The organism is Flagellimonas lutaonensis (genome assembly GCF_000963865.1).
Classification (GTDB): Bacteria; Bacteroidota; Bacteroidia; order Flavobacteriales; family Flavobacteriaceae; genus Flagellimonas_A; species Flagellimonas_A lutaonensis.
On the sequence record NZ_CP011071.1, the window covers coordinates 2,576,909 to 2,602,578 of the forward strand.

Below are 25,670 nucleotides of genomic sequence, written 5' to 3' on the forward strand. Positions count from 1 at the left end.
CATGAGCTTTGTTATCGTTTATCATTCAACTACCCCGACCTCGTACGGGGTCTCCGTTTTTATCACCGCCAAGGTCCTTGAAAGCAGTTTGCGGGCCACTTTTATGATGATCTTCTTGGTGTCCTTGCCCATATGCTTTCGGTAATACCCTTGCATAACGGGGTCGGCACGTATCGCCTGCCAGGCCGCCTCCACGAAATAGCTCCGTATCAGACGGTGCGCCCGCATGGCCATGCCCATCGTTCTATGGGTGCCCCCGCTCTGGTGGACCCCCGGGGCCAGCCCCACGTAGCCCGCCAAATGCTTCACGCTCTTGAAACGCCGCAGGTCGCCCAGTTCGCACAGTATGCCACAGGCCACGATGCCACCGATGCCCGGTATGCTCCTGAGCAGCATATAGTCCTTCCCGTAATGCACCTTGCAGTACCTCCTTAGCTGTGTCGAGACGTCACGGAGCTCTTGGTCGATGAACCGGAAAGAGCGCATGCGGCTCTCAAGGGTTTTCTTGGCCGTCGGATACTCAAATTCCAGGGCATCCAGCCACCCACGAAAAGCATGGCTCCAGTGGTCGTTGTCGAACTCCTCGGGGACCTTGGTGCCAAAATACAACAACTGCATCTTGATATAGCTCTTTATCCTCCTGAAATCCTTGACCAGGTCGTTCCTGCGCCTGAAAAGACTGCGAAGCTCCTCGCGCTTTTTATCCGGGACCACGATACTCTCCAAACGGCCATCTTTGAGTTCCCTACTGATGAGCTGCGCATCGATCTTATCGGTCTTGGTATGCCTCTCCTTGCCCTTACGATGGATATCGGCAGGGTTCACCACCAAGGACTTCCACCCATAGGACTCAAAACAACGATGGGCGCGATAGCCGCAACAACCCGCCTCATAGGCCACACTTACCTCATGGTCCGGGAAATGCTTTCCTACGTAGGCACGTAATTGCCCGGGCTCTGGGGCCATGCTGAATGACCTGCCCGAAAACAGTTCCGTGGCGCAGTGTACCTTCCAGCTCCGTTTGTGTATGTCGATGCCAATGAATAACTTGGGGACGGCAGTAATTTGAGTTTCCATATCTTAAGTTTTTTTGTTCAACCTTTAAGGTACTCGACTTACTGCTTTTTCATGGATGCTATAAGTAATTGCTTGTTCTCGCCTACTTCTGAAAATCCTCGCGGATTTTCAGTTTGGTGTGTACTTGCTAAATTAACCGCTAAACCACGCAACTACTCATAGCCGAGACCGTTGGCTGTCATTGTAGAAAAACCGTCACCAAAAGAATAACCACATAAGAAATAGAAAAAATTTAATGCAAAAATATTCAGTAAACCAACATCTAATAGAAACGATTTTGGCTTGGGTAAATTTGGATAAGCCGGGTAAAGTGACCCACCTTCGCCGGATGAAAGTGACCAGTGTAAACGAACTGCTCAGATTTGATCTATCCGTGGGTTAAACTTAGTTTTTATTTTTCAATTTTCTTCTCATTGATTCTCCTTTTATATCTATTCTGTGTGCCGTGTGCACCAAACGGTCCAGGATGGCATCGGCCAGTGTTTTTTCACCTATAATGTCGTGCCATACTTCGACAGGTAGCTGTGATGCTATTATGGTGGATCTTTTGCCGTGCCTGTCCTCGATGATCTCCATCAGGGAGTGGCGGTTTATGTTGTCCAGGGGCTTCAGCCCAAAATCATCCAATATGAGCAAGTCCTGTCTTTCCAATCGGTTTATCTGTTTCAGGTAGGAACCGTCGGCCTTGGAGGTCTTTAGCAGGGTGAATAGTTTGGCGGTGTTGAAGTACATTGTTCTATACCCCATCGAGCAGGCCTGGTGGCCAATGGCGGAGGCCAGATAACTTTTGCCCACGCCCGTACTGCCCGTGACAAGTATGTTCTCCCTTTTTCGGATAAAGCCGCAGGAGCCGAGCCGCTGTACAAGATTTTTGTCCAGTTGGCGCGATGGACGGTAGTCCAAGGCCTCCATAACGGCCGTGTACCTGAACCTTGCGGACTTGGTCAATCGCTCTATCCTGCGGTTGCGGCGGTCGTCCCATTCGCTCTGGATGAGATAGGCGATGAGCTCGTCATTGGTGTAGGTGGTATCGGCACCTCCGGTTTCCATTGTTGCGGCGAAGGCCCTGTGCATTCCAAAGAACCTCATTTGTTTCATCAGTTCCATTGTTTTTTCGTTCATATGTTCTGTTTTTAAGTGTTGTTTTTATTCATAGTATTTTCCGCCCCTTATGTTCTTGTGCTCGGGCATTTCCAGATCCCCGTCGATACCTTCATCAATTTGGTCCCATCCCTTCTTTAAGATGCGCTCGACCATATTGTAATTGTACGCTCCATATTCCGAGGCACGTTTGCAGGCGTTCTCAAGACGTTCCCTTCCATACTTTTTGGCAAGGTGCAATATGCCAAGACAGGATTTATAGGATTGTTCCGGGTGCTGTTTCTTTTCCAATATGGCGATGATGTACCCTTTGCAGTGTTCGCCGATATTGCCTGCCCAACCAATGAACCTCTCACTGCTCCATTCGCTCACAAAGCGGTGGTGCGATGGCATATGGTCGGCCAGGGTGGTATAGCCATATTTCTTTTTGTTCCTTTTATGTACCGCGAACCTTTCGTGTTTATGGTAAATCTCGACGATGCTGTCGGTATAGACCAGCTTGACCTGTTTGCCGATATGGCGATAGGGAACACTGTAATAGTGCTTGTCCTTCCCAAAATAGATATGGCTGTTCTTGTGCACGGTACCTCGGGCATACCTTTTTATCTCATAGCGTTTTTCGGGCAAGGGCATCAGTTCTTGCCTCTCTATCTCAAGGAACAATGAACAACGGGAGTATTCCCTCCCCCTAAATGACATTCCATTGTGCTTCTCTAACAGCTCCCATATCGCTTTGTTGATATCTGTGATGTTATGGAAGGTCCGGTTCCGTAAAGGGGCGAACACCCTAGTGTAGATTATCTTCACGGCGTTCTCCACTATGGCCTTGTCCCTTGGCCTGTAGGTACGTGTGGGCAGTACGGCTGTTTCGTAATGTTCGGCAAAGTCCGCGAATACCTTGTTCAAACTAGGTTCGTAACGACTGCTCTTTGTCACGGCCGATTTGAGGTTATCGGGCACCAAGGCCTTTGGCACGCCGCCATAGAACCATAGGGCGTTCTCGGTACAACGTATAAAATCTTCCAGTTTTTGGCTTGCGCAGGCCTCCACATAGGTATACTGGCTGCTGCCCAGTATGCACACGAACACTTCCAGTTCCTGAAGTTCGCCGGTGTCCCTGTCGACGATATGGAGTTTCTTTCCCGTGAAGTCGATAAAGAGCTTGTCGCCGGCCTTATGCTCCATGTGCATCACGGGCGAGGTCTCCTTGCGCCATTCGGCGTACCAATACTTGAACTGTGAGAGCCTGAACCCATCGGGGTGCTTCGCATAATATTCCTCCCACAGCAATCGTCGCGTAACGCCCGTCTTGCGGAGTTCCTTGTCAAAGTGGGGAAAGTACTGCCTTAGGGTCAGCAGGCGTTGGCTCTTCGGCCTTTGCCCGTCCTTAAAAAGATTGTGGAGTTCCTCCAGGGTCATCTTCTCCACTTCGTACCCCGTGAAACGGTACCGCTTGAAGAATTCGATGTACTTTCTAATGGTAACGCGGGATATGCCCAATTGCTGGCTTATCCGTCGCTTGCTTACACCAGAGGTGTAGAGCTTATAAATCAGTTTTATTTTTCGCATATCTATCTGCTTGTTCGCCATGGTGCTTTTTTAGCAAAAAAAGCACTTCGCCATTTAGAGATAGATCTAATCTAAAGGTGGTACACTTTGGCCCGGCGCGGGGGGGTCAGTTTCGTCCGGCCAGCTATGGTCACTTTAACCCGGCGAGGGTGGTATACTATGTCCGGCGTTTCCAGTATATCCCGAAATAGTATCGCCTTTCGTGTCCAGTTTTATATCAATGTTCTGATAGTTTTTTAGAACTTCTTTCAGGTCTTGTGGATGGATGGTCTTGAAAAGATTGTAGGTCGTCTCTATCTGTTTCAGCAAGCGTTTACGGTGCATCGGCAAAAGCCTAGACTGGGAATGAATATTAAAGACCTTTTGCAGTTTCGGGCCGCTCAACTGTCGGTGTACCTCTGAACCGTTGATGAATCGTGTACGATAGCCCTGTTGGTTGTTTAAACCATAGGCCACTCCAATCCTACCGTATTTGCTATTGGTCTTTTTTATTTCAATGTGACAAGGTTTCACCAATCTTGCAAGTTCCTCAAAGCTTCGCACCTTATATTTTTGGAGGATGATGTTCAAAACGTCCTGTATATAGAAACTCGTTCCCTGAGTATTGTCCACATCGATCTTCAGCTCCGGTAATCGGTAAAGCGGAAGTTCTCTTTCCTGTTTGGTGCTTGGGGATGGCGATAGCCCGTATTTTTTTTCGAGGGCTTGGTGGGCCGCGATGTTCCGCCGATAGCTGTTGAAGATGTTGAGCAACTTTCCATCTTCCTTCACATTGGTGGTTACTATATGTACATGTTCGTGTTTGGTATCCGTATGCCTGACCACGACGTAGGGCTGTTCCCCGTAGCCCATGCTGTCCATGTATTCTTCCGATATTTTAAAAAAGGTCGCATCGTCGAGATGTTCCCCGTGGGGGAGGCTCAAACTGATATGAGCATAACGGTTCTTGGTGGCGTTGCGCTGTCCTTGAAAATGCAGTACGTTCACGAAAAACTTTGGCGTGATGCTTTGGGAAAATGTGTTTCCGTAACCGAGTATTCGCATTCCTTCTTTTCTGAGGACATAGTTCAACGTTCCCTGACAGGTCTCGCCATAAATGATGTTTCCTATCATCCCGTTTTTTCCTTACCTATAATTTCTACGAGTTTCAGCAGAAATCCGTTCGTTCTTTGTATTTCATCTTGCAGACCCAGATTCGGGTTTCTCAAATTCTTGTGGTGTGCCAGCTTGACAAGTTGATTGATGTTGTTGCCGATCTTATTGATTTGGTATGCCAGATTTGAGGTATCGGGAAGCCTGTCCTTTTCATCGGCCTTTTGGTTCAGTACCAACCTTCTTAACAAGGGGCTTATTGTTCCCCGTTTTGAAATATCCAGATTAAATGATTCGCATATTACCTTCAATTTTGCGTATTCCGAATCATTGAAACGGAGCATCACGTTATGGTACCGCTTCTTGTTTCCTAACCGTTTTCGGCCTCTTTTCCTTTGTTTCATTTTCGTTGCTTTTGAAAGCAAAACACTTCGCCAGAAGTAGACAATTCTAAGTTACTTAGAATCCAGCTCGCTATCTGCTTTGCAGATAAATATAGGATAAGAATGTTGAATATAACTAATTAATTATCAATTATTTATGATGTAAAACCATATCAATTCATATCGGGCCAAATGGGTACAGGTCTTGCTTTTAAATGGTCTCATTTGGGAATTGCGGAATGCGAAAAAAAGGTTTTGAAGTTAATCTGTTTTTGTGTTTAGGGGGAAAAAAGTTCAAGCGGCTTTTGGCCGCTTGTGCTTTTGCGCGGCTCCGAGGGTATCGGGAGACTGAACTGGTTTCCCGACTTCCGCAGGTGCTAGGAACATAAAAATCATTGGAGAAGTTTGGAAGGTACACTACAATGTCTAAAAAGGTTCATTTTCTGGGCAGAGCATATTTGCAATTTAAGCCTATTTCATTTTTGGTCTGCCTAATCAAATAGGATTAGGTGTATAGATTAGGAGCACAGTCCTTCCATATCATCATATGATGATATGTATATTTGATTATTGCTATATATGATTATATAAATCTATATAGCAATGAAGTTATATAGTTTAAGTTTTATGCCGAATGAACAATGGTGATTTTTAGGCGAGAATGAACGGCAATGTTTCTTTAAAGATTATAGCATTGGCCCCTTTCCCCTTCTCCTTTCGTTCGAGCTTTCCTCGGTATTTCGTTCAATTGATTTTCCTTGTTCTTGTTTCTTTAGGAGACCGTTTTCATCCAGATACTGTTTCATTCCAAGATGCATTGGACTGTCCAGCATTAATTTTTCCTCGTTCTCGAATATGAAGGTCTTCAATCCCAATTCCTCAGCTATACGATAACCAAGATTGAATTTTTTCTTGAACCCGTCATCAATTTTGTTTTCCTCTTCCATACTTAAAATGTTTCCCTGACGTGTTTCTCTATGTATTCGTTGATGGAATCCCTATCATACAGGATAATCTTCTTTTGGGGCTGGGAGAACCTGATTTTTCCCTCGTCCCTCAATTTCTGCAACGTGGTAGTCGACTTGATCTTTAGAATCGACATGGCTTCCTCTCCATCTATCCATTTATCTTTATTGTCTTTCCGGTTAGATTCAATGTGTTCTACCACCTTATCGAAAAGGGCATAAAAGGCTTCTTTTTGAACACAGATGACTTCCATGGCAGTTAATTTCTGGGAATAATTTTCGCCGTAAGATAAAGCTTTTTTAAACTTAACTTACGATATCTATTACTATCTGAGTCTTGCCAAACTTGAAAAAACATCATACTATATGATAGAAATTATGCCTTTGTGCTCTTATTTTTTAGGGTTTCAGGTTCAGATTGTGCTTATAAAACTTCTTGGTTAAGGAGGAATCATTAATTATGATAGCATCTTTATCAGATAATTTTTAGTAAAAATGCGATAAAGTTATCAAAAATCCATAACTTTCTCGGAAAATTACTAAAACTGAACCTATCAGACTACATTAAAGAACGTCTATCCCTTGAGGAATACTCATTTTCACGGGCCGAATTGATTCGCAGTAGCTCAAAGAATAAAACTGCCTTGACCAACGAACTGTCCTATGCCGTTGCTAAGGGTGATATTATTCCCCTGCGAAAAGGTTTTTATTTAATTATCCCACCCAGATATTCAAAACAGGCTAAGCTGCCCGTTGAATTATACTCCGATAAACTTTTCAAAAGTTTGGATAGACCGTATTACATAGCCCTCTATTCTGCGGCAAAATTTCATGGGGCTAGCCATCAACAAATCCAGCGTGATTATATAATTACCATAAAACCTACCCTTCTGGACATAGAAAAAGGTACAATCGATTTACGTTTTTTTACGACAACCACCTGGCCCGAAAAGAATATTATCGACAAAAAAGCTGATGCTGGAATTTTCAAGATATCAGATCCTGTTTTAACGGCCGTTGACCTCATACACTATCAGAATAAGTTAGGGGGGTTGAACAGAATGCTTTCCGTTTTGGAAGAACTCATTGAGAGTGTATCCTTCCAAAATCTATCGGACTTATTGTCGTGGTATCCCCACAAGAGTACTTTACAGCGTTTGGCCTATTTTATCGATGGTTCCGAAACCGATGAGCGTGATGAACTGGTTCAATTGCTAGTTGAGTATTTTGAATCTGTGAAATACTACCCCGTGTTGCTGAGTCCAACATCCAAGGAAAAAGCCGGGGCAGTGGATAACTTCTGGAAAGTAGATGTCAACGTTAAACTAGAGAGCGATATATGATACCTAGACCAGACATCGCAAAATGGCAAGACCATGCTCCATGGAAACAATTTTCACAAGTGGAGCAAGACTTGGTTATTAGTAGAAGCTTGGTGTCATTGTTCTCTGATGATTTCCTTCGAGAGAACTTGGCCTTTAGGGGCGGTACCGCATTGCATAAATTGTATTTGAATCCCGCGCCCAGATATTCCGAAGACATCGACCTTGTTCAGATAAAGCCCGGACCCATAAAACCAATTATGAAGCATATCGGCAAAGTAATCGATTTTTTCGAAGAAGACAGGCAGACTGCTATCCGTGGCCATGGTGCGAAGGCATTGTATCGATTTAACTCGGAATATGAAAACATTCGACTGCGGCTCAAGCTGGAAATTAATTGCAAGGAACATTTTAATGTGCTGCCATGGACAGAATTCCCATTTGAGGTGAAGAATGATTGGTTTACGGGAAATGCTATCATAAGAACGTATAATATCAACGAGTTGTTGAGTACTAAGCTTAGGGCATTGTATCAACGGAGTAAAGGGAGAGATTTGTTCGATTTGGATTATTCACGCTTACACATGAGTTTGGACATCGACTCCATAATTCAAGGCTTTCGAGAGTACATCTATTTCTCAACGGGAAGAATACCTAGTAAGAAAGAATTTTTGCAAAACATTGAAGCAAAAGAAAGCGACCCAAATTTTGCGGGTGATATGGAAGGATTGTTGAGAACAGGGATTAATTATAACCAAGAAGCTGCTTTTGAGTGGCTAAGAGAAACCTTTATTGAAAAAATTTAAATTTAAGATACTATCGGAATCAGCAAAGAAGGATTACGTAATGAGAAAAACTGGAAAAATTATGAATCCAAACTCTTTACTCAAATGCCATTAACAGAATGAGGATGCTATTTAAACTATTCAAAAAAACCAACAAACGACAATGAACAACCACATATCTGAAATAGTAACTTCATTTAAAGGTGTTCTAAAAAGTTTTGTAGAAGGGGTGGAATATAAAAAAAGTCCGCCTTTAGGCCCGCCAGAAGAGTTACCAGTGTTAACAGAGGAAGAACTTAAAACACTTCAAAGACCAGTTTTCGGAGAGGACTTAGGAGCCGCTCGTTCCTACAATAGGATTAAAATCGTAGAAGAACCTAGCCCAAAAAGTGTTAATCTCCCAACTATTGAAGATTTAAGCAATATCAATATTTGTGGAATTGATGGGAGTAATCAGAGGATTGAAAAATCTACTTTCTACTTCATATTAACAAGAGCTGCCATTGTTGAGTTCAGATATTCGATAAATAATCTGAAGCCATATTTTTATAATAAACTGATAGACAGTAATGCCGTTGTTTGGGTGGATGGGAATGTCTTCAATGAAGATGTAGTACTTCAAACTCAGAAGTTAAATAAGGAGGCTAGTATTTTAAGACAAATACAAAATAATCAGGAACGGCCTTTTCTACTTAAATATTCCCCCGATACAATTGACAAAAGCCCCAGTTCCCACGCTTTAGGTTGGGCAGTAAAGTTACAGCAGACGCTTGAAATGGCATGTTTAGAGCACCTTAAAAATATTGATGTAGAAACGGTATGTATTAAAGATGGCCCCTTATTTTCGACTAGTATGTCGCCACAAGAAACCTTGGATGGTCTTAATCCTATTTTCAGTTGGGGTAACAAAATCTTAGTTGCATGCTCTAAAAGAATAAAGGATTCAAGATTACTTGTGGAATTACTTCAACTAAATTCAGAGGTGAAAGATTTCTGGTTTCCAAATCAGAATATCACATCAAATACTTTAAAACAAGTATCAACTGACTCCATTTTATTGCCGCGAATTTTGGAACCAGGATGTCGAACTCCCTTAATGGAGGCTGTTCCTATATCTAGACAGGCAGTTGTAAATGACGAACCAAGATTAATGCCTTTAACATGTTATTATTTAAGCCGTCATAGACCGCATACATATATTAGAATTGAAATACCAAAATTTATGTGGTTAAATAATAAAGAAAAAGTAGAAAGAGCAATAAACATTGTTGCTTGGCAGCACGAACTAGGACATCGCGCGCCATTGGTTCAGTTGGCCTCAGATTTAAGGTGTCAACTGGGTTATGAGAAAAATATATTGGAAAAACAGACAGATTCATTTTTACATAAAAATAAACTGGATTTCCCTGAGGATTATTAATAACATATAGAAGATGAAGAACAAGAATACAGCTCGGCCATATGCAGACTTAAAAACTCCATTCATAGTTGATAAGAATGGAGCATTTGCAGAATATATAGTACAGGAACCCGAGGAAATGCCAGATATAGCATTAGGGGCAACCGTCATAATAAGAGACCTTAAAGGGAAAAAAGAATTTTGGATTGCTGGTCAAATAGTTGGATTAAGATCTATTTCTCCATTTAGTCCAGAAAGGGAAAATCTGCTGTATTTAGAACCAGAAGTAGAAGATCCCACTTCGGTATTAGATGAGGTGACAGGCCCTCATACACATCAACCAATGATAATAAGAGTTTCTTTAGAAAGGGAAATGTTTTTGGAAAAAAATTCAAATAATCGAAAATTCAATTCTTTTCCTGTTCAACGACCTCCTTCTGCAAGAAGTAGGCTGTATTTCCCCAACATTATCCCCAATGATGATGATTCTCCGTCCCTTCAAGAAATCTTGGACGTAAGAGCAGATGGAATATCTTTCGGTATGATTGGCTTTGGAAATACGCCGTATGAGAGCAGTGGTGAGTTTTTGAATTACAAATGGGATATTGACAAACTGGACAACAAACACATTTTTGTTGTCGGTGAGAGTGGGTCTGGAAAGACTGTATTTCTAAAAAACCTTGCCTATGAGCTAAGAAAACACAATAAAAACAACAGGGTTATATTAACAGATGTGCAAGGTGACATAATACAATTACTCCTACCAAACGTAGCGGAAATTCTAAAACCGTCAGGTTGGCAAACAAAAATCAAAGTTGAATCTGTAGAGGATACTATTCAAAAATTTAAAAAATTTCAACTCATTATACCCGCTAGGCCAGAAGGTACTTCGCCAAATTTGCAAGCTTTAAAAAAATTAGCCAAAAATAATGGAGTTGATGTTAAAGAAATTGGTTTGAGACTTCAAGACCTTTCAGCTCCATCCGATGTAGAATATCTATTCAGAACATCCTCAGAACAAGTTGCAATGTTGCTGGATGATGAAGCTGAATATCTAAAAAACCATCCAAGCAATCCGAATCCTGCCTCCATTGACAATCTAAGAAGAATGATTCAGCACTTGTTGAATAATAATGATTCAAGGCAAATTCCCTGCCATAATGGAACTTCGTACTATCAATCGACTTATTCTGCAGCTCTTAGAGCATTAAGGAGTTTGGGGCAATATTTTGATTATCATCAAAACTCCTTGAACAGTGACCAAATGCCGTTAAATTACTTCGACTTTGACGGAACTACGATACTTTATCTTGACGAACTTGATCAAGATGAGAGAATCATGTGGGAAATGCAGCTTGTCAAATGGCTATATGAAAATAAGAAGCAAGACTGGAATGCCTTTGTGTTTTTTGATGAAGCCCATCAAATTATACCTGCAAAGCCTTCTGGGATTGGAGCAGTCGGAACGTTTGAAAGACTGAGGATAAACTTTGAAAAACTTGCGAGAGAAGGTAGGAAATTTGGAATAAATTTAGTGCTTAGCACACAAAATCCTAAAGACTTACATCCAATTGTCCCAGAACAATGCCCTACTCGAATTGTTATGAAAATAAACCCAAGAAATGCAAAATACTCGTTTTTAGATGACAATTTGGCGATGATTGCCAATAGATTTCGTCATGGACAGTTTTGGATTCAAAGCCCTTTTAACGGAACCGCTGATTGGGTAAGAGTACATAGTGTAGCCCCCGCCATACCACATCAACCAATGACTGATTTTTGGAGAAAAGCAATTGATATAGCCTCTAAAACAAATTGATATGTTTGAAAGAAGAAGGGCATATAACCCAAAAAAGGCTTGGTCAAAAAATGAAGAGGAGAAACTTTTAAACCATCTTAAATCTAAGGGTTTTAATTCAAAGATATTACAGAAAATGTTTCCCGACAGAACAATGGCTTCGATTAGAAGTAAAACAAGAAAATTAAGAATAAAGCATGATATTTTCGGGGAATCATATCGGGAAACTAAAAAAGATTTTACTAAGAAACATGCGGAGATAATAAAGCCTGAAAGTGTTTTTGAAGCTTATTGTGGCACAGGTCATCAAACCATTATTTGGGAGAAATATTGCAATAATATTTTCGCAAGTGATAAGGATAAAAATAAAAGAACACCCTTTATTAATGCCATAAAAAGAATAGGATACATAGAAAGCTCAACTTATTCGGACTGGTTAGGATACAAAAAAGAAAAGAAAAATATATGCTTTTATAACGGAGATGTTTTAAACGCTGCAATTGAGATAAAGCAAGATAACATTAAAATTGATGTTCTAGATCTTGATACTTGTGGTTCCACGCTACCGATTCTACCCATGTTAATTAATCTGATTAAACCGAAATTTTTGTTTATAACTCATGGTGAGTTTCACTCGATGAGATTTAAAAGGGATGATGTATTGAGGCGTGTTCTTTTTCATAGAGACATAAATGACACGTGCTTGGACCTAACAGTAGATGAATTGTCTAAAGAACTTGACAAGGCAGTCAAAATATCAGCTCTCAGATCACACAATGAAACACAAGATTCGTATTGGGCGGAATTGATAGATGAGGTATGGCTAGGATCAAAATTTCACGGAATGCTCAGACGAGTGTATAAAATAATAAAGGCTCCTGCAACTTCTGATTGTCTAAATGAATTATTATATCAAAAATTTTGATTTGAAACCTAATTGGAAACGCCGGACATAGTATACCACCCTCGCCGGGTTAAAGTGACCATAGCTGGCCGGACGAAACTGACCCCCCCGCGCCGGGCCAAAGTGTACCACCTTTAGATTAGATCTATCTCTAAATGGCGAAGTGCTTTTTTTGCTAAAAAAGCACCATGGCGAACAAGCAGATAGATATGCGAAAAATAAAACTGATTTATAAGCTCTACACCTCTGGTGTAAGCAAGCGACGGATAAGCCAGCAATTGGGCATATCCCGCGTTACCATTAGAAAGTACATCGAATTCTTCAAGCGGTACCGTTTCACGGGGTACGAAGTGGAGAAGATGACCCTGGAGGAACTCCACAATCTTTTTAAGGACGGGCAAAGGCCGAAGAGCCAACGCCTGCTGACCCTAAGGCAGTACTTTCCCCACTTTGACAAGGAACTCCGCAAGACGGGCGTTACGCGACGATTGCTGTGGGAGGAATATTATGCGAAGCACCCCGATGGGTTCAGGCTCTCACAGTTCAAGTATTGGTACGCCGAATGGCGCAAGGAGACCTCGCCCGTGATGCACATGGAGCATAAGGCCGGCGACAAGCTCTTTATCGACTTCACGGGAAAGAAACTCCATATCGTCGACAGGGACACCGGCGAACTTCAGGAACTGGAAGTGTTCGTGTGCATACTGGGCAGCAGCCAGTATACCTATGTGGAGGCCTGCGCAAGCCAAAAACTGGAAGATTTTATACGTTGTACCGAGAACGCCCTATGGTTCTATGGCGGCGTGCCAAAGGCCTTGGTGCCCGATAACCTCAAATCGGCCGTGACAAAGAGCAGTCGTTACGAACCTAGTTTGAACAAGGTATTCGCGGACTTTGCCGAACATTACGAAACAGCCGTACTGCCCACACGTACCTACAGGCCAAGGGACAAGGCCATAGTGGAGAACGCCGTGAAGATAATCTACACTAGGGTGTTCGCCCCTTTACGGAACCGGACCTTCCATAACATCACAGATATCAACAAAGCGATATGGGAGCTGTTAGAGAAGCACAATGGAATGTCATTTAGGGGGAGGGAATACTCCCGTTGTTCATTGTTCCTTGAGATAGAGAGGCAAGAACTGATGCCCTTGCCCGAAAAACGCTATGAGATAAAAAGGTATGCCCGAGGTACCGTGCACAAGAACAGCCATATCTATTTTGGGAAGGACAAGCACTATTACAGTGTTCCCTATCGCCATATCGGCAAACAGGTCAAGCTGGTCTATACCGACAGCATCGTCGAGATTTACCATAAACACGAAAGGTTCGCGGTACATAAAAGGAACAAAAAGAAATATGGCTATACCACCCTGGCCGACCATATGCCATCGCACCACCGCTTTGTGAGCGAATGGAGCAGTGAGAGGTTCATTGGTTGGGCAGGCAATATCGGCGAACACTGCAAAGGGTACATCATCGCCATATTGGAAAAGAAACAGCACCCGGAACAATCCTATAAATCCTGTCTTGGCATATTGCACCTTGCCAAAAAGTATGGAAGGGAACGTCTTGAGAACGCCTGCAAACGTGCCTCGGAATATGGAGCGTACAATTACAATATGGTCGAGCGCATCTTAAAGAAGGGATGGGACCAAATTGATGAAGGTATCGACGGGGATCTGGAAATGCCCGAGCACAAGAACATAAGGGGCGGAAAATACTATGAATAAAAACAACACTTAAAAACAGAACATATGAACGAAAAAACAATGGAACTGATGAAACAAATGAGGTTCTTTGGAATGCACAGGGCCTTCGCCACAACAATGGAAACCGGAGGTGCCGATACCACCTACACCAATGACGAGCTCATCGCCTATCTCATCCAGAGCGAATGGGACGACCGCCGCAACCGCAGGATAGAGCGATTGACCAAGTCCGCAAGGTTCAGGTACACGGCCGTTATGGAGGCCTTGGACTACCGTCCATCGCGCCAACTGGACAAAAATCTTGTACAGCGGCTCGGCTCCTGCGGCTTTATCCGAAAAAGGGAGAACATACTTGTCACGGGCAGTACGGGCGTGGGCAAAAGTTATCTGGCCTCCGCCATTGGCCACCAGGCCTGCTCGATGGGGTATAGAACAATGTACTTCAACACCGCCAAACTATTCACCCTGCTAAAGACCTCCAAGGCCGACGGTTCCTACCTGAAACAGATAAACCGATTGGAAAGACAGGACTTGCTCATATTGGATGATTTTGGGCTGAAGCCCCTGGACAACATAAACCGCCACTCCCTGATGGAGATCATCGAGGACAGGCACGGCAAAAGATCCACCATAATAGCATCACAGCTACCTGTCGAAGTATGGCACGACATTATAGGTGAAAAAACACTGGCCGATGCCATCCTGGACCGTTTGGTGCACACGGCACACAGAATAGATATAAAAGGAGAATCAATGAGAAGAAAATTGAAAAATAAAAACTAAGTTTAACCCACGGATAGATCAAATCTGAGCAGTTCGTTTACACTGGTCACTTTCATCCGGCGAAGGTGGGTCACTTTACCCGGCTTATCCATTATGTTAGATAACTCCACTAGTTTTTCTGTCAACAATGCCAATTTAACCATTAAAAAACTTCAAAGTTTAGACATCGAACGCTTGGCCAGGGCCAACAGAATAAATTTTGAAAAATGGGAAAACGGTGATTCTCAATACCTTTCGTTCATAAAAGGAACAAGGGGTATTTCGCTTTATTTTCAAAAATTTATTGGAAGTACAGATTTAACATCTTCAAGGGAAAACACGAATAACCTGAAGAATGCTATGACAAAATACATGAGCGATGAAGGTTATACAAATGAAGAAAAAAGATTGACGTACCATAAAGTCAATGATTATGCGAGACAAAAATATGATTTGGATGAAGATTTGGAACTCAATGCCCTTGCAGTGTTGATTAACGAAATGAATCCTGAAGGCTTTACAAATTATATTCAAGAAAATGAAGATTTGGAAGTAAGTGGTAGTTTCAGGGTAACACAGAAAACGCATTTGAAATTTCTAACTTGGCAAACTGTGAAGGAGAAAGGATATTCCTTAGAATTTGATAGAGGATTGATAGGGAATAAAATTCGTAAAAATGGAAGTGATATAGTGATAAAGAATGTTCCGGCAGACGTTCTTAAAGAATTTAACTAATGAATCTAAAAGATTTTATAGCAATTAGAAAGTCTTTGATTCAAACTACGGTCGAAGAATCTAATATCTCAGGTATTATTGAGAATATACAGCCTCATCATACCACAGCCATTGAAAGCCTGGAAGAATGCATACTTGATTTGAAAGACGAAGAAGGAACAGCCCATATAGCTGCTAACGCAAAGGAATTAGAAGGACAGAACATTTCTATTGAACTCGCTCACGGTGAATTTCCTAATTATTTCGAAACATTCGCTGATCTAATCAACAAGCATCCCTATTCATTCGACCTATTGGATTATTATGTCCATGAAGGCAACATCAGTCCAGATAGTACGGAGGATGGATTAATGAGTTCTTATAAAAGCACATTGAAGCTTATTGAATTTCTTAAAGACAAATCCGACTACGATAGTAATACTGGCGGGGAGTTAACTCTGTATTTTCACATGATTGGCAAGAGTTTGATTCTGCCCGTAAAATATTCAACTGATGACCTAAAAACAACAAAAGTAGATGAAATAGAAGTCTTCGTTTCATCTTTCAGTGACGGTTTACATCAAGATGATAGAAAGAATTTGTTTAAACACGAACTGATTGATTTTTATGCGAAAAAGAATAAAAAATTTGGTTTTCTATTGAAGGATTGGAATGTGCTTAACGAAAACTATCTTCATAGCTTCGACTCTTATTTAGAAGGCTTTTCGTTCGAAAAAATAAAAACATCATCTTTATCGTACTTCCAAGAAATGTCGGATAAAATACATGAGACAATCAGGAAAGTATCCAACTATCTATTTGCCATCCCAATAGCATTTTTATTCTTGGTTAGCAGGCTTGATTTTGAAGAGCCATCAGCTACTAAAAATTTTGGATTATTATTTTTAGGTTATTTGTTTTTCATTTTGATATGGTGGATTTTCTTTAAAAATATCAAAGAGTCCTTAGACGCTGTCAAGAAAGAAATCCTCAGATATGAGGAAAAAATTAAAAACGTTCCAGATTTGGAAGAAATCAAGGGAGAACTTGAAAATCTTAGAGATAAGACACTTCAAAACCAGTATAGAAAACTTATCTTATTAAAAGTTATTTCTTTAACAATTATCCTAACCCTCACGGTTATAGTCTTAATAGTTCACAAACAGGAAATATTCTTTACTTGGGAATTTATTGCGACAAGATTTAAAAATACTTACTAAATTACTTCAAGAACAGAAGCAAATTCATCCCAAATTGAAACATAAGAAACCATTTAACACCATATTTTGAGTGCAAATTGAGTGCAAATAAAAAAGACTTCAAAGAAATTAATCTTTAAAGTCTTGATATTCAAGTGATCGCGGAAGGATTCGAACCTTCGACCGTCTGCTTAGAAGGCAGATGCTCTATCCAGCTGAGCTACGCGACCTTTTTTATAAAGTGAAAAAACCGAACTTGCGTCCGGTTTTTTTGTCGGGGTGGCAGGATTCGAACCTGCGACCTCCTGCTCCCAAAGCAGGCGCGATAACCGGGCTACGCTACACCCCGAGAACAGCTTTCGCTGTAAATTTCAATTTTCCAAATTCCAAAACCGAAAACAACTTTTTTCGGTGGCCCGGTTCCGGGCTGAGCCTGTACCGAGCAAAGTCGAGGTGCTCCACCCCGGACTGAGTACGTGACGTCTACGCCACATCTCAAGACAAAGTGCCCACTGGTTCGAAGGCCTTCATCATACCCAATCTTTCAATTTTTTTCTTTAGCGGAGAGACCGGGACTCGAACCCGGGCAGCACTTACGCGCTGACAGATTAGCAATCTGCTCCGTTACCACTCCGGCACCTCTCCCAATCCTCATCTTTTCACGCACCTAAATGAAGTGCGAACTGAACTGCCAAATACACATCGTATATTTAGCGGGTGCAAAAATACCTTTTCAACCTATAGAACGCAACTATTTTTTTAATTATTTGGATGACCTTAGAATCAAAACCCCGCCAAAAGACTTTGACGGGGTTCGAAAGCATTGCATAGGTTGTACAATACCGCTATGTCATATTATGCTCTGTTACCTTTTTTAAGGCAAGAGGGCTTTTTTGGTATAACCCTGCTTGCCATCTTGTGTTATGGTTTTTAGTTCAACGGCGGCACTTGTATAGCCATCGGGCAATGAAAACTGCACAAGTACCTCACCATTTTCATCGGTTTCCAATGAAGGATTCCAATAGAGGGTCTTTGGCAGATCGTTATCCTTTCTTTTTTTGGAGACCGTATCAGAATATTCTGAAAAAGCAATGGATTTATGAAACCCTTCATAGTTTAAAAGCGCCTCTTTTCGTGCAATGTACTCAGCAGTCTCGGCACCGGTGCGGGTATAGATGAGAATGGCCCCACCTGCAGCGCGAGTTCCATAGATGGCCGCCTGCGGGCCATACAAAATTTCAATTCTTTCTACATCCAACTGTGGCACCAAGTTCATAATCTCCACCAAATTAGTGGACTGTACCAAGGGTAGGCCATCCAATACCCAGAGAATTGGGCCTACACCTGACGATCTAGGCAGGCTTAGCCGTGGATTTATGCCGCCAAGCCCCACCACTTGAATTCCTGGAACACCCAAGAATAGTTCAGGTATGGTTTTCGGCCGCTTCGGGTCTTGGTGAACAACATGTCTTGGCTCTATATTGTACATCGATGGGCTTGTCTTTCGCAACTCTTTTTTCGCCACTAAGGTTACTTCGTCCAAGGCAATTATTTTATCTTCCCCAGTATCCGATTTAAAGGACACGGCTGTTTTTTTAGGGATAAATTGTCTAGACTTCGATTTTTTCAGACTGGCCTGTTGTTCAATAGTTGAAGTCACCATAGGAGGAACTTCATATTCATACGGTATCACCTTTACAAGTTTGGTCTTGGTGTCTTCTCCCTTGGTTCTGAACACCATATTGGCCTCGCCATCGAGTTGTAGTCCCGCTAGATTGAAAAGGCCCTCAGAGTTGGTTGTAACTTCTTTCGCGAGCACCTCTTTTTCCGTAGAAATCAATATTTGAATTTTAGTGTTGGGCAACAACGAATTGTTCAAGTCATATGCTTGGCCATAAAACTCCAAGCCGTTTTGAAAGGTATACCGAATCTCATCGGGTAACTCTTTTTTGCCCGCATGCAACGGCACTTCAGAAAACTGACCGGCCAAGACCATCAAATCGTTGATGAAACGTTGGTTTCTAATGTTGGAGTCAAAAATTTTTAAGTCGTCCATCTCGCCGTTAGGGGCTGCCTTTAAGCTCAGCGAAAGTTCCGTTTTGACTGGGTTGCCCTTGTTGTCGGTCACCTTTATCTTTAGTCCCTTTTCAGTGGTGGCACCTTCGACGGGCTCCACTTTGATTTGGAGCTCGTTTCGCTCTATGTACAGAGGTCTCTCGGCCCATACTTGATCGAAAGAATCAACTAAGGTAAGGTGCAAGAGCCCACTGGGGGTATCTTCTTTTGGAATATCTACCTCAGCCACACCTTTTTCGTCAAAATCTATCTTTTTTGTGAAGTAGGTCACTCCCCTTGATTGACCTTTAAGATACAGGTCTTCATTTAACAATTCTTTGGAAACCTCGATTCTGGTCTGGGCATATTCTTCGTTAAGGTTGTTGACCTGTATCGAACAGCCAATATCTTCAACCGTCGGTAGGGGAAGTTTGCTTCCATCAAAAAATCTCAAAAAATAACGCTTGCCCTGTCGGGGGACGAAAATTGAGGAGCCAATGCCTATGCCATAATCTTTGACCGATGAAACCACGTTGCCCTGCTCATCGATTATTTGCCCGTTAACCGGGGTGTTGTTCCCAGATGCCATGGCCAATCGATTGGTAAGGCCTGCAACGAGTTGGCCGCCCTCAGGAAAGAAATTGACTCTTTTCGAAGCATTATCAAAGGTTTCGGTTTTTTCAATTTCTCCAATCCTGATTTTTTTTGTGGTGAAGTGTTCGGGGCCGTAATTAAGCATCCAACGGGTATAGGCCCTGAAATAATAGTCACCCGGCTTGACCTTTTTTGGAATTTCAAATGAACCTTCACTGGTTCCATCATCGATTTTGTGGTACTGGCTTCTGACCAAATTTCCCTCGGCATCGAGCAACTCTACCTTTAGCACGTTATTGGGGCTTACCCTTACTTGTTGCGGCCCTGTTAGAATGTAGGCCTTGAAGAAAAGATGGTCTTTTGGTTGGGCAATTGTCTTGTCGGTATGGAGTACCACCTGCTCTTGCCACATCAACAATGAGTCCAGCGCATTTTGTTGTAGGTCAAAGGCCAACTTGTGGTTTGGCACGAGGTTTTGTTCAGCGAATGCCGGCCCAGAATTTTGGGCGTACAAAAGTCCATTGAACAAAAAGATAAGGAGAAAGATAGGAGTGTAAAGGTGTACTTTTTTCATAGTGTAGTTGTTTTAAGAACCAATATTTGTCGGTTGTGTCGACAATTTAATGGGCTAACAAATAGGCCGTTACCATTTTTATGGGGCACAAAAACTATACCATTTATTGTATGTGTACATACCCAGAAACTATTCTGGATACTCTACCCTCAAGTGATAAATGTTGGTCAGTTTTTTCTTGAGCACCTTTTTGACCGCTTCAATTTCTTGAAAGGTGATATTGGCATTTAAAAACTGGTTGGCATCTATTTGACCCTGCACAATTTTTTCGACAAAATCATCAATGATGGGGTAGGTGGGAGACTTCAAACTCTTAGAGGCAGCCTCAACAGAATCGGCCATCATCAATATGGCGGTCTCTTTTGAAAAGGGTATCGGCCCAGGGTACCGAAAGTCTGACAGCTCTACATCTTCGTCGATATCTAGCTGCTTTTTGTAAAAATAGTAGACCAGGGTAGTACCATGGTGTGTTCTGATAAAGTCTATCACCCTGTCGGGTATTTTATACTTTCTTGCCATTTCGATGCCTTCGATAACATGGTCGATAATGATTTTCGCACTTTCTTTCGGAGGAAGGTCATCGTGCGGATTTACATTGGTGGTCTGGTTTTCGGTAAAATAAGTGGGCCGGTTCATCTTGCCGATATCATGATAAAGGGCGCCCACTCTTACCAACATTGCGTTGGCCCCGATCTCATTTGCGGCAGCCTCTGATAGGTTGGCTACCTGTAAGGAATGATGAAACGTGCCCGGCGCCTTGTTGGCCAACTCTTTCAGCAACTTTGAATTGGTATCTGAAAGTTCGAGCAACGACACATCTGATACCAGGCCGAACAGTTTTTCATAAAGATAGATGAGCGGCATGGCAAAAAGGGTTATCATGCCGTTCAATAAAAAAATACCGAAAGTGCCCCATTCAATACCCAGCATATTGCCTTCATGGATTACGTGAAAAGCAAAATACCCGATAATATATATCAGCGTAATCTGGCCAACAGAAATAAAGAGGTTGGCCCGCTTATACAGCTCAGAGACCGTTAAAATGGTGACAATGCCCGCTATGATCTGTAAAAAGATGTACTCGAAACTATTGGGCACCACAAAACCCAAGATCAAAATCGTCAAAACATGGACGAACAGACCCAGCCGTGCGTCAAAAAAGTTTTTTAAAATAAGTGGAAGGATGCACAAGGGCACCACATATACATAGGTTTCATCTGTCTTTACCACCAAGGTGGTGCTGAACACCATTAAGATAACGTTGAAAAAAATAAAGGTGACCTTTTTGTTATTGGCATAAATTTCGGCCCGGTATTTTTTTAGGAACAAGAACAACATCATCAGTACCAAGGCAACCAATACGGCATAGCCAAGTATGATGTAATAGTAGTTGTCGCCTTTCCATAGTTCCGATTCAAATTCCTCTTTCAACGAGTTGAGCATTTTAAGGTTATCGGCTTCTACCACCTCGCCCTTGGCAATGATCAACGTGCCTTTGGATACGTGCCCCCTTGTCAATGAAATTTGGGAAAGCTCTTCATCCAAGGCTTTTTGGGTAAGTTCTTGGTCAAGATACGCATTGGGCCTTAACACATCGGCAAGCGTTTGGTACAATACGGCCGATGCGCCCCCCAAATTCAACTGGTCCAACTCCGTTTTGATAAACGCCTTCGCCCTTTCCAAATCTTGAACAAATGGCTTGCCAAGTGTCTTGGCCTCATTTGCTTTGATCAAGGTAATATTGCCGGCATTGGGTATTTCAGAAAAAACGCCATTTTCATACACTTTTTCGAGTAGACCGGTACCAATGCCCAAAAATCTATTGTACTGATTGCGGGTTAGGGTGCCTTGGTTGAGTCCTCCCCGTAAATTGGTTTCAAAAGTTGACCTGACCTCTTTGAAAATTGCCTCATCGTACGTGTAGTAAACAACACGATTGTCACGAATGTTCTGCTGTTCTTCGGCTATTTCTTCTTCGGTTTTTTTGACCGTAAAGTCAATAGGGGCGTACAGGGTTTCATATTGCCAAGGTTTTCCTTTTTGAAACTCATATTTGAACTTTCCTTCTCTCGGAAAAAAGAAGACGATCAATCCCGCCGAGATGACATAGAGAAAGTACTTGTAAATCACCGATTGATTTTTATAGAAGCCATCTAAAGTCTTTCCCATTTGTGCTGAGGTCTTTCCCAAAAATAGAAAAATATAAGTTACCCTTTCACTCTGGGAGCTAACCGTTGCACCGACTTTAATTTTTGTATTTTCGCACTAGTAAAAAAAAGAGGATCATCGGATAAACCACAGCAATTTTGATTGTCAATCGGAATGTTGGTGGGCAACCGTTTCCGACCCTAAAAAAATATCTACAAATGAAAGAAGTGGTAATCGTTTCCGCGGCCCGTACACCAATAGGGAGCTTTATGGGCGCGCTTTCGACTATTCCTGCACCCAAGCTAGGTGCCATAGCCATCAAAGGGGCACTTGAAAAGGCAGGTGTAAAACCAGAAATGGTAGAGGAGGTGCTTATGGGCAATGTGGTTCAGGCCGGTACCGGTCAGGCCCCTGCAAGACAGGCGGCCATATACGCGGGTATTCCTGATAAGGTGCCCTGTACAACGGTAAACAAGGTGTGTGCCTCTGGTATGAAGACGGTCATGCAGGCGGCCCAGTCCATCGCATTGGGCGATACCGAAATTGTTGTTGCGGGCGGTATGGAAAGTATGAGCCTTATACCTCACTATGTACATATGCGCAATGGCCAAAAGTTTGGCCCGGCCACTTTGGTCGATGGTATGCAGCGAGATGGCCTTGTGGATGTGTACGATCAAAATGCCATGGGTGTCTGTGCCGATGCCTGTGCGGTAGAGCACAATTTTTCTAGGGAAGACCAAGACGCTTTTGCCATTCAGTCGTATAAAAGGTCTGCCAAAGCATGGAAAGAAGGAAAGTTTGCCAATGAGGTGGTGCCCGTTGAGGTGCCGCAGCGAAGGGGTGAACCACTTGTTGTTTCAGAAGATGAAGAGTACAAGAACGTAAGGATGGAAAAGATTCCGGCCCTTCGACCTGCGTTTACAAAAGACGGCACGGTTACGGCAGCAAATGCCTCCACCATTAATGATGGTGCTGCGGCCATGGTTTTGATGAGTGCGGAAAAAGCAGCCGAACTATCGCTTAGGCCCATGGCCAAGATCGTTAGCTATGCCGATGCCGCAAAAGAACCAAAATGGTTTACCACGGCACCTGCCAAGGCCTTGCCAAAAGCATTGGCGAAAGCTGGACTCGAGATTGGCGATATCGATTATTTTGAGTTTAATGAGGCCTTTGCCGTAGTAGGATTGGCAAACATGAAGCTATTGGGGCTGACAGATGAAAATGTCAACGTCAATGGCGGGGCTGTTTCCCTGGGCCATCCACTGGGGTGCTCAGGTGCCCGTATTTTGGTGACCCTGCTGAACGTACTGGAACAGAACAATGCCAAATTGGGGGCCGCGGCCATTTGCAACGGTGGTGGTGGCGCTTCTGCACTGATTGTTGAACGCTATCAGCAATAGTAGCGGCATAGCTTATGAAGTATGGTATTTGCCCCTTGGGCGTCGTATCGGTAAGGGTCGATAAGCAACATGAAGCACCACAAAGCTCACAATTGCTTTACGGTGAAATTTTCAAGGTGCTCGAAAGGCACCGACATTGGTCAAAGATCCGTATGGCCCATGATGCCCACGAAGGGTGGATTGAAAATCTTCAGTATCATGAGATTTCTGAAGATGACCATCAACTTCTTACGGTACAACCCGAAGAACTTACCTATGACCTGGTTTCGCATGTTTCTCTCAAAAATCATATGCTAATGCCCATTGTTATGGGTTCCCGTGTCGATGGTTGCGCATTTTTGGGCCATGTTTTTGAAGGACATGCAAAGCAATCTGAAAAAAACCTTAAAGGTGTTGTTGATAGTGCACTACACTATTTGAACGCTCCGTTTCTTCATGGCGGAAGAACCCCCTTTGGCATAGATGCAGCCGGTTTTGTGCAAATGGCCTACCGAACCAATGGATTTGATTTGAAAAGAGATGTGGAGGCCCAATCACTGCAAGGATACCCACTTAGTTTTATCGAGGAAAGCGAACCGGGCGACCTGGCCTTTTTTGACAACAAAGACGGGGTAATAGACCATGTGGGAATCATTCTTCCTGAAAACCACATTATACACGTTTATGGCAAGGTGCAAATTGACCGTTTAGACCATACCGGCATTTTCAATTCTGAGACCAATCGTTATACCCATTCGCTTCGGGTCATTAAAAAAATGGCATAAAAAAACCCTGGCGACTGTAGTCAGCTGTCAGGGTTTTTCGTGTTGAAAAGTAGTGGATGGGTTTACTCGCCCATCAATTTTTTGATTCTCATGAAGTTCTCTGTATCACCCAAAGCCCCATATATATTCTTCAATTGCGCAAGAATACTTTCGTTGTCGGCATTGGTTTCAAGTGCCTTCTCTAAAATCTTGGCACCTTCTAAAAACAGCTCGTCTTTTTTCTTCTTCAGTTCTTCATATCGCTCGGTATCGGCCCTTGAAGTGCCCAATGTGTTCATTTCGTCGATAAGGGCGTTGCCTTCGTTCACATAGGTCGTTGAAAGGTTCAAAAGGGCGTTCACATAATTAGGGTCTACCTCTAGTGTTTTTTTATAGGCCTCCCGTGCCTCTTCAATATTGCCCTGCTCCATGTTGATTACACCAATGTTGTATAGCAGGTCCGGATTGTCTGGTGCCATTTCAGAGGCTTGGGCCATTAGTTCCTTGAACTTTTCTTTGTCGCCCATGGTGTAGTACAAGTTGGCCTTGTTCAATACCAAATTCACATCATTGGGATTGTCCCTAATTGCATCCTCATAAGCCTCAAGGGCTTTTTCGTTTTGCCCTTGCTGTTGGTAGATCAGCGCAATATTTTTTACTATCTCAGCCCTTTTCGAAGGGGTCTTTTCTTCTTTGAAATCCTTGTACGCATTTGATTTTCTGTAAAGCTCGTATTCTTGGGCACTCATCTCAACGGTTTCTCCGCTGGCAACTTCGGTGGCAGAGTATAGCGTTTCACTGCCATCGTAATTCAACTCTTTGAGCTCATTATAATAGGCCAAGGCCTCATCATAATGCCCACCACTTACGGCACTGCTGGCAGCGTAGTAGAGATAAACGGTGTCTTTAGGGCTAAGCTTGTAGCTCATATAGAGTTTTTCTGCAGCTTCCTTGTATTTTTCATTCTTGTTGTCGTCAACCGCGGCATTCACCAAATCACCGGTTATCTGGGCCAGTTTTTGCCTTGCCTCATTAGAATACTTGGCTTTTCCACTGGCTTCTTCCACAGCAATTGCTTTTTGGTACGATTCAATGGCAGGTTCAAATGCCCCTGCATCGCCTTTTTGCGCTAGGTCGAAATGGATATTGCCCTTTACAAAGTAGTACTGGGCCTGTACCCTTTCGTCGGCCCCTTCAATAGTTGATGCGGCACCTTTCAAGGCTGATTTTGCCGCGGCCGCATCACCGCTTTTCAAAGCCTTCTCCGCAGCTTTGATTTCGCTTTTTTGTGCAATACCCACCGTTGTGGCCAACAAAGTGAGCGCTATTAAAATTCGAGTTTTCATCATTAATTCAATTTATATTTAGTGTTTA

Annotated in this window: 21 protein-coding genes and 3 tRNA genes; 11 read left to right on the forward strand and 13 right to left on the reverse strand. The window is 42.7% G+C overall.

Annotation, left to right across the window (positions count from 1 at the left end; genetic code table 11):
* Window positions 1–21: 21 nt before the first annotated feature.
* The 7 genes from VC82_RS12065 to VC82_RS12095 all read right to left on the reverse strand — a co-directional run bounded on the left by VC82_RS12065 (window position 22) and on the right by VC82_RS12095 (window position 6,441).
* Window positions 22–1,077, reverse strand: coding sequence for an IS110 family RNA-guided transposase (locus VC82_RS12065; protein ID WP_045800694.1), 1,056 nt, complete (start codon window positions 1,075–1,077; stop codon window positions 22–24).
* A gap of 384 nt (window positions 1,078–1,461) precedes the next feature.
* Window positions 1,462–2,199 (reverse strand): IS21-like element helper ATPase IstB, encoded by a 738-nt coding sequence (istB, locus tag VC82_RS12070; protein WP_045802592.1) that lies wholly within the window; start codon window positions 2,197–2,199, stop codon window positions 1,462–1,464.
* A 24-nt stretch (window positions 2,200–2,223) separates the two neighbouring features.
* Window positions 2,224–3,768 carry an IS21 family transposase gene (gene istA / locus VC82_RS12075; protein ID WP_045800687.1) on the reverse strand — a complete coding sequence of 515 codons (1,545 nt, stop codon included), beginning with the start codon at window positions 3,766–3,768 and terminating at the stop codon, window positions 2,224–2,226.
* A gap of 114 nt (window positions 3,769–3,882) precedes the next feature.
* Window positions 3,883–4,860 (reverse strand): relaxase/mobilization nuclease domain-containing protein, encoded by a 978-nt coding sequence (locus tag VC82_RS12080; RefSeq protein ID WP_045802593.1) that lies wholly within the window; start codon window positions 4,858–4,860, stop codon window positions 3,883–3,885.
* Entirely contained in the window at window positions 4,857–5,243 is a 387-nt protein-coding gene (locus tag VC82_RS12085) for a plasmid mobilization protein (protein WP_045802594.1), read from the reverse strand. The genes VC82_RS12080 and VC82_RS12085 overlap by 4 nt, the downstream gene beginning before the upstream one ends.
* A gap of 665 nt (window positions 5,244–5,908) precedes the next feature.
* On the reverse strand, window positions 5,909–6,169 hold the full coding sequence (locus VC82_RS12090) for a hypothetical protein (protein WP_045802595.1): 261 nt from the start codon (window positions 6,167–6,169) through the stop codon (window positions 5,909–5,911).
* 2 nt (window positions 6,170–6,171) lie between these two features.
* Window positions 6,172–6,441: a helix-turn-helix domain-containing protein gene (locus tag VC82_RS12095; protein ID WP_045802596.1), complete on the reverse strand. Its 270-nt coding sequence runs from the start codon at window positions 6,439–6,441 to the stop codon at window positions 6,172–6,174.
* Window positions 6,442–6,831: 390 nt separating this feature from the next.
* Between VC82_RS12095 and VC82_RS12100 the strand changes: the two genes are divergently transcribed.
* From VC82_RS12100 to VC82_RS12140, 9 genes are all read left to right on the forward strand, one after another.
* Entirely contained in the window at window positions 6,832–7,530 is a 699-nt protein-coding gene (locus VC82_RS12100; protein ID WP_313777698.1) for a type IV toxin-antitoxin system AbiEi family antitoxin domain-containing protein, read from the forward strand.
* A complete protein-coding gene (locus VC82_RS12105) occupies window positions 7,527–8,315 on the forward strand; it encodes a nucleotidyl transferase AbiEii/AbiGii toxin family protein (RefSeq protein WP_045802598.1) in 789 nt (262 codons plus the stop codon). Before VC82_RS12100 ends, VC82_RS12105 begins: the two co-directional genes overlap by 4 nt.
* Window positions 8,316–8,457: 142 nt before the next feature.
* Window positions 8,458–9,714: a DNA double-strand break repair nuclease NurA gene (locus VC82_RS12110; RefSeq protein ID WP_045802599.1), complete on the forward strand. Its 1,257-nt coding sequence runs from the start codon at window positions 8,458–8,460 to the stop codon at window positions 9,712–9,714.
* 13 nt (window positions 9,715–9,727) lie between these two features.
* On the forward strand, window positions 9,728–11,512 hold the full coding sequence (locus VC82_RS12115; RefSeq protein ID WP_045802600.1) for an ATP-binding protein: 1,785 nt from the start codon (window positions 9,728–9,730) through the stop codon (window positions 11,510–11,512).
* Between the two features lies 1 nt (window position 11,513).
* The gene (locus VC82_RS12120; protein WP_045802601.1) at window positions 11,514–12,416 is read left to right on the forward strand and encodes an SANT/Myb-like DNA-binding domain-containing protein; all 903 of its coding nucleotides are present in this window, start codon (window positions 11,514–11,516) and stop codon (window positions 12,414–12,416) included.
* Between the two features lie 167 nt (window positions 12,417–12,583).
* Window positions 12,584–14,128, forward strand: a complete 1,545-nt coding sequence (istA, locus tag VC82_RS12125) for an IS21 family transposase (protein ID WP_045800687.1) — start codon at window positions 12,584–12,586, stop codon at window positions 14,126–14,128.
* A gap of 24 nt (window positions 14,129–14,152) precedes the next feature.
* Window positions 14,153–14,890: an IS21-like element helper ATPase IstB gene (gene istB, locus VC82_RS12130; protein ID WP_045800686.1), complete on the forward strand. Its 738-nt coding sequence runs from the start codon at window positions 14,153–14,155 to the stop codon at window positions 14,888–14,890.
* Window positions 14,891–14,983: 93 nt separating this feature from the next.
* A complete protein-coding gene (locus tag VC82_RS12135) occupies window positions 14,984–15,604 on the forward strand; it encodes a nucleoid-associated protein (protein ID WP_045802602.1) in 621 nt (206 codons plus the stop codon).
* Window positions 15,604–16,803, forward strand: a complete 1,200-nt coding sequence (locus VC82_RS12140) for a hypothetical protein (protein ID WP_045802603.1) — start codon at window positions 15,604–15,606, stop codon at window positions 16,801–16,803. Before VC82_RS12135 ends, VC82_RS12140 begins: the two co-directional genes overlap by 1 nt.
* 135 nt (window positions 16,804–16,938) lie before the next feature.
* On the opposite strand, the gene VC82_RS12145 is transcribed toward VC82_RS12140, so the two are convergent.
* The 5 genes from VC82_RS12145 to VC82_RS12165 all read right to left on the reverse strand — a co-directional run bounded on the left by VC82_RS12145 (window position 16,939) and on the right by VC82_RS12165 (window position 22,174).
* Window positions 16,939–17,012 (reverse strand) — tRNA-Arg (locus VC82_RS12145).
* Between the two features lie 44 nt (window positions 17,013–17,056).
* Window positions 17,057–17,131: transfer RNA gene (locus VC82_RS12150), tRNA-Pro, on the reverse strand.
* A 212-nt stretch (window positions 17,132–17,343) separates the two neighbouring features.
* Window positions 17,344–17,427: transfer RNA gene (locus tag VC82_RS12155), tRNA-Ser, on the reverse strand.
* A gap of 229 nt (window positions 17,428–17,656) precedes the next feature.
* A complete protein-coding gene (locus VC82_RS12160; RefSeq protein ID WP_045802604.1) occupies window positions 17,657–20,005 on the reverse strand; it encodes a TonB-dependent receptor in 2,349 nt (782 codons plus the stop codon).
* 129 nt (window positions 20,006–20,134) lie between these two features.
* Complete coding sequence (locus VC82_RS12165) at window positions 20,135–22,174, reverse strand: HD family phosphohydrolase (RefSeq protein WP_045802605.1); 2,040 nt, start codon at window positions 22,172–22,174, stop codon at window positions 20,135–20,137.
* Window positions 22,175–22,371: 197 nt separating this feature from the next.
* Between VC82_RS12165 and VC82_RS12170 the strand changes: the two genes are divergently transcribed.
* Window positions 22,372–23,553, forward strand: coding sequence for an acetyl-CoA C-acyltransferase (locus VC82_RS12170; protein ID WP_045802606.1), 1,182 nt, complete (start codon window positions 22,372–22,374; stop codon window positions 23,551–23,553).
* 14 nt (window positions 23,554–23,567) lie between these two features.
* Window positions 23,568–24,317 carry a C40 family peptidase gene (locus tag VC82_RS12175; RefSeq protein WP_045802607.1) on the forward strand — a complete coding sequence of 250 codons (750 nt, stop codon included), beginning with the start codon at window positions 23,568–23,570 and terminating at the stop codon, window positions 24,315–24,317.
* A 62-nt stretch (window positions 24,318–24,379) separates the two neighbouring features.
* Here VC82_RS12175 and VC82_RS12180 read toward each other — a convergent pair whose 3' ends face one another.
* Window positions 24,380–25,645 (reverse strand): tetratricopeptide repeat protein, encoded by a 1,266-nt coding sequence (locus tag VC82_RS12180; RefSeq protein ID WP_313777699.1) that lies wholly within the window; start codon window positions 25,643–25,645, stop codon window positions 24,380–24,382.
* Window positions 25,646–25,670: the final 25 nt, after the last annotated feature.

Excerpts from the sequence above, each read along its gene's own strand:
- VC82_RS12065 (WP_045800694.1), bottom strand. The coding sequence starts at position 1,077 with ATGGAAACTCAAATTACTGCCGTCCCCAAGTTATTCATTGGCATCGAC.
- istB (WP_045802592.1), bottom strand. The coding sequence starts at position 2,199 with ATGAACGAAAAAACAATGGAACTGATGAAACAAATGAGGTTCTTTGGA.
- istA (WP_045800687.1), bottom strand. The coding sequence starts at position 3,768 with ATGGCGAACAAGCAGATAGATATGCGAAAAATAAAACTGATTTATAAG.
- VC82_RS12080 (WP_045802593.1), bottom strand. The coding sequence starts at position 4,860 with ATGATAGGAAACATCATTTATGGCGAGACCTGTCAGGGAACGTTGAAC.
- VC82_RS12085 (WP_045802594.1), bottom strand. The coding sequence starts at position 5,243 with ATGAAACAAAGGAAAAGAGGCCGAAAACGGTTAGGAAACAAGAAGCGG.
- VC82_RS12090 (WP_045802595.1), bottom strand. The coding sequence starts at position 6,169 with ATGGAAGAGGAAAACAAAATTGATGACGGGTTCAAGAAAAAATTCAAT.
- VC82_RS12095 (WP_045802596.1), bottom strand. The coding sequence starts at position 6,441 with ATGGAAGTCATCTGTGTTCAAAAAGAAGCCTTTTATGCCCTTTTCGAT.
- VC82_RS12105 (WP_045802598.1), top strand. The coding sequence starts at position 7,527 with ATGATACCTAGACCAGACATCGCAAAATGGCAAGACCATGCTCCATGG.
- VC82_RS12110 (WP_045802599.1), top strand. The coding sequence starts at position 8,458 with ATGAACAACCACATATCTGAAATAGTAACTTCATTTAAAGGTGTTCTA.
- VC82_RS12115 (WP_045802600.1), top strand. The coding sequence starts at position 9,728 with ATGAAGAACAAGAATACAGCTCGGCCATATGCAGACTTAAAAACTCCA.
- VC82_RS12120 (WP_045802601.1), top strand. The coding sequence starts at position 11,514 with ATGTTTGAAAGAAGAAGGGCATATAACCCAAAAAAGGCTTGGTCAAAA.
- istA (WP_045800687.1), top strand. The coding sequence starts at position 12,584 with ATGGCGAACAAGCAGATAGATATGCGAAAAATAAAACTGATTTATAAG.
- istB (WP_045800686.1), top strand. The coding sequence starts at position 14,153 with ATGAACGAAAAAACAATGGAACTGATGAAACAAATGAGGTTCTTTGGA.
- VC82_RS12135 (WP_045802602.1), top strand. The coding sequence starts at position 14,984 with ATGTTAGATAACTCCACTAGTTTTTCTGTCAACAATGCCAATTTAACC.
- VC82_RS12140 (WP_045802603.1), top strand. The coding sequence starts at position 15,604 with ATGAATCTAAAAGATTTTATAGCAATTAGAAAGTCTTTGATTCAAACT.
- VC82_RS12160 (WP_045802604.1), bottom strand. The coding sequence starts at position 20,005 with ATGAAAAAAGTACACCTTTACACTCCTATCTTTCTCCTTATCTTTTTG.
- VC82_RS12165 (WP_045802605.1), bottom strand. The coding sequence starts at position 22,174 with ATGGGAAAGACTTTAGATGGCTTCTATAAAAATCAATCGGTGATTTAC.
- VC82_RS12170 (WP_045802606.1), top strand. The coding sequence starts at position 22,372 with ATGAAAGAAGTGGTAATCGTTTCCGCGGCCCGTACACCAATAGGGAGC.
- VC82_RS12175 (WP_045802607.1), top strand. The coding sequence starts at position 23,568 with ATGAAGTATGGTATTTGCCCCTTGGGCGTCGTATCGGTAAGGGTCGAT.
- VC82_RS12180 (WP_313777699.1), bottom strand. The coding sequence starts at position 25,645 with ATGATGAAAACTCGAATTTTAATAGCGCTCACTTTGTTGGCCACAACG.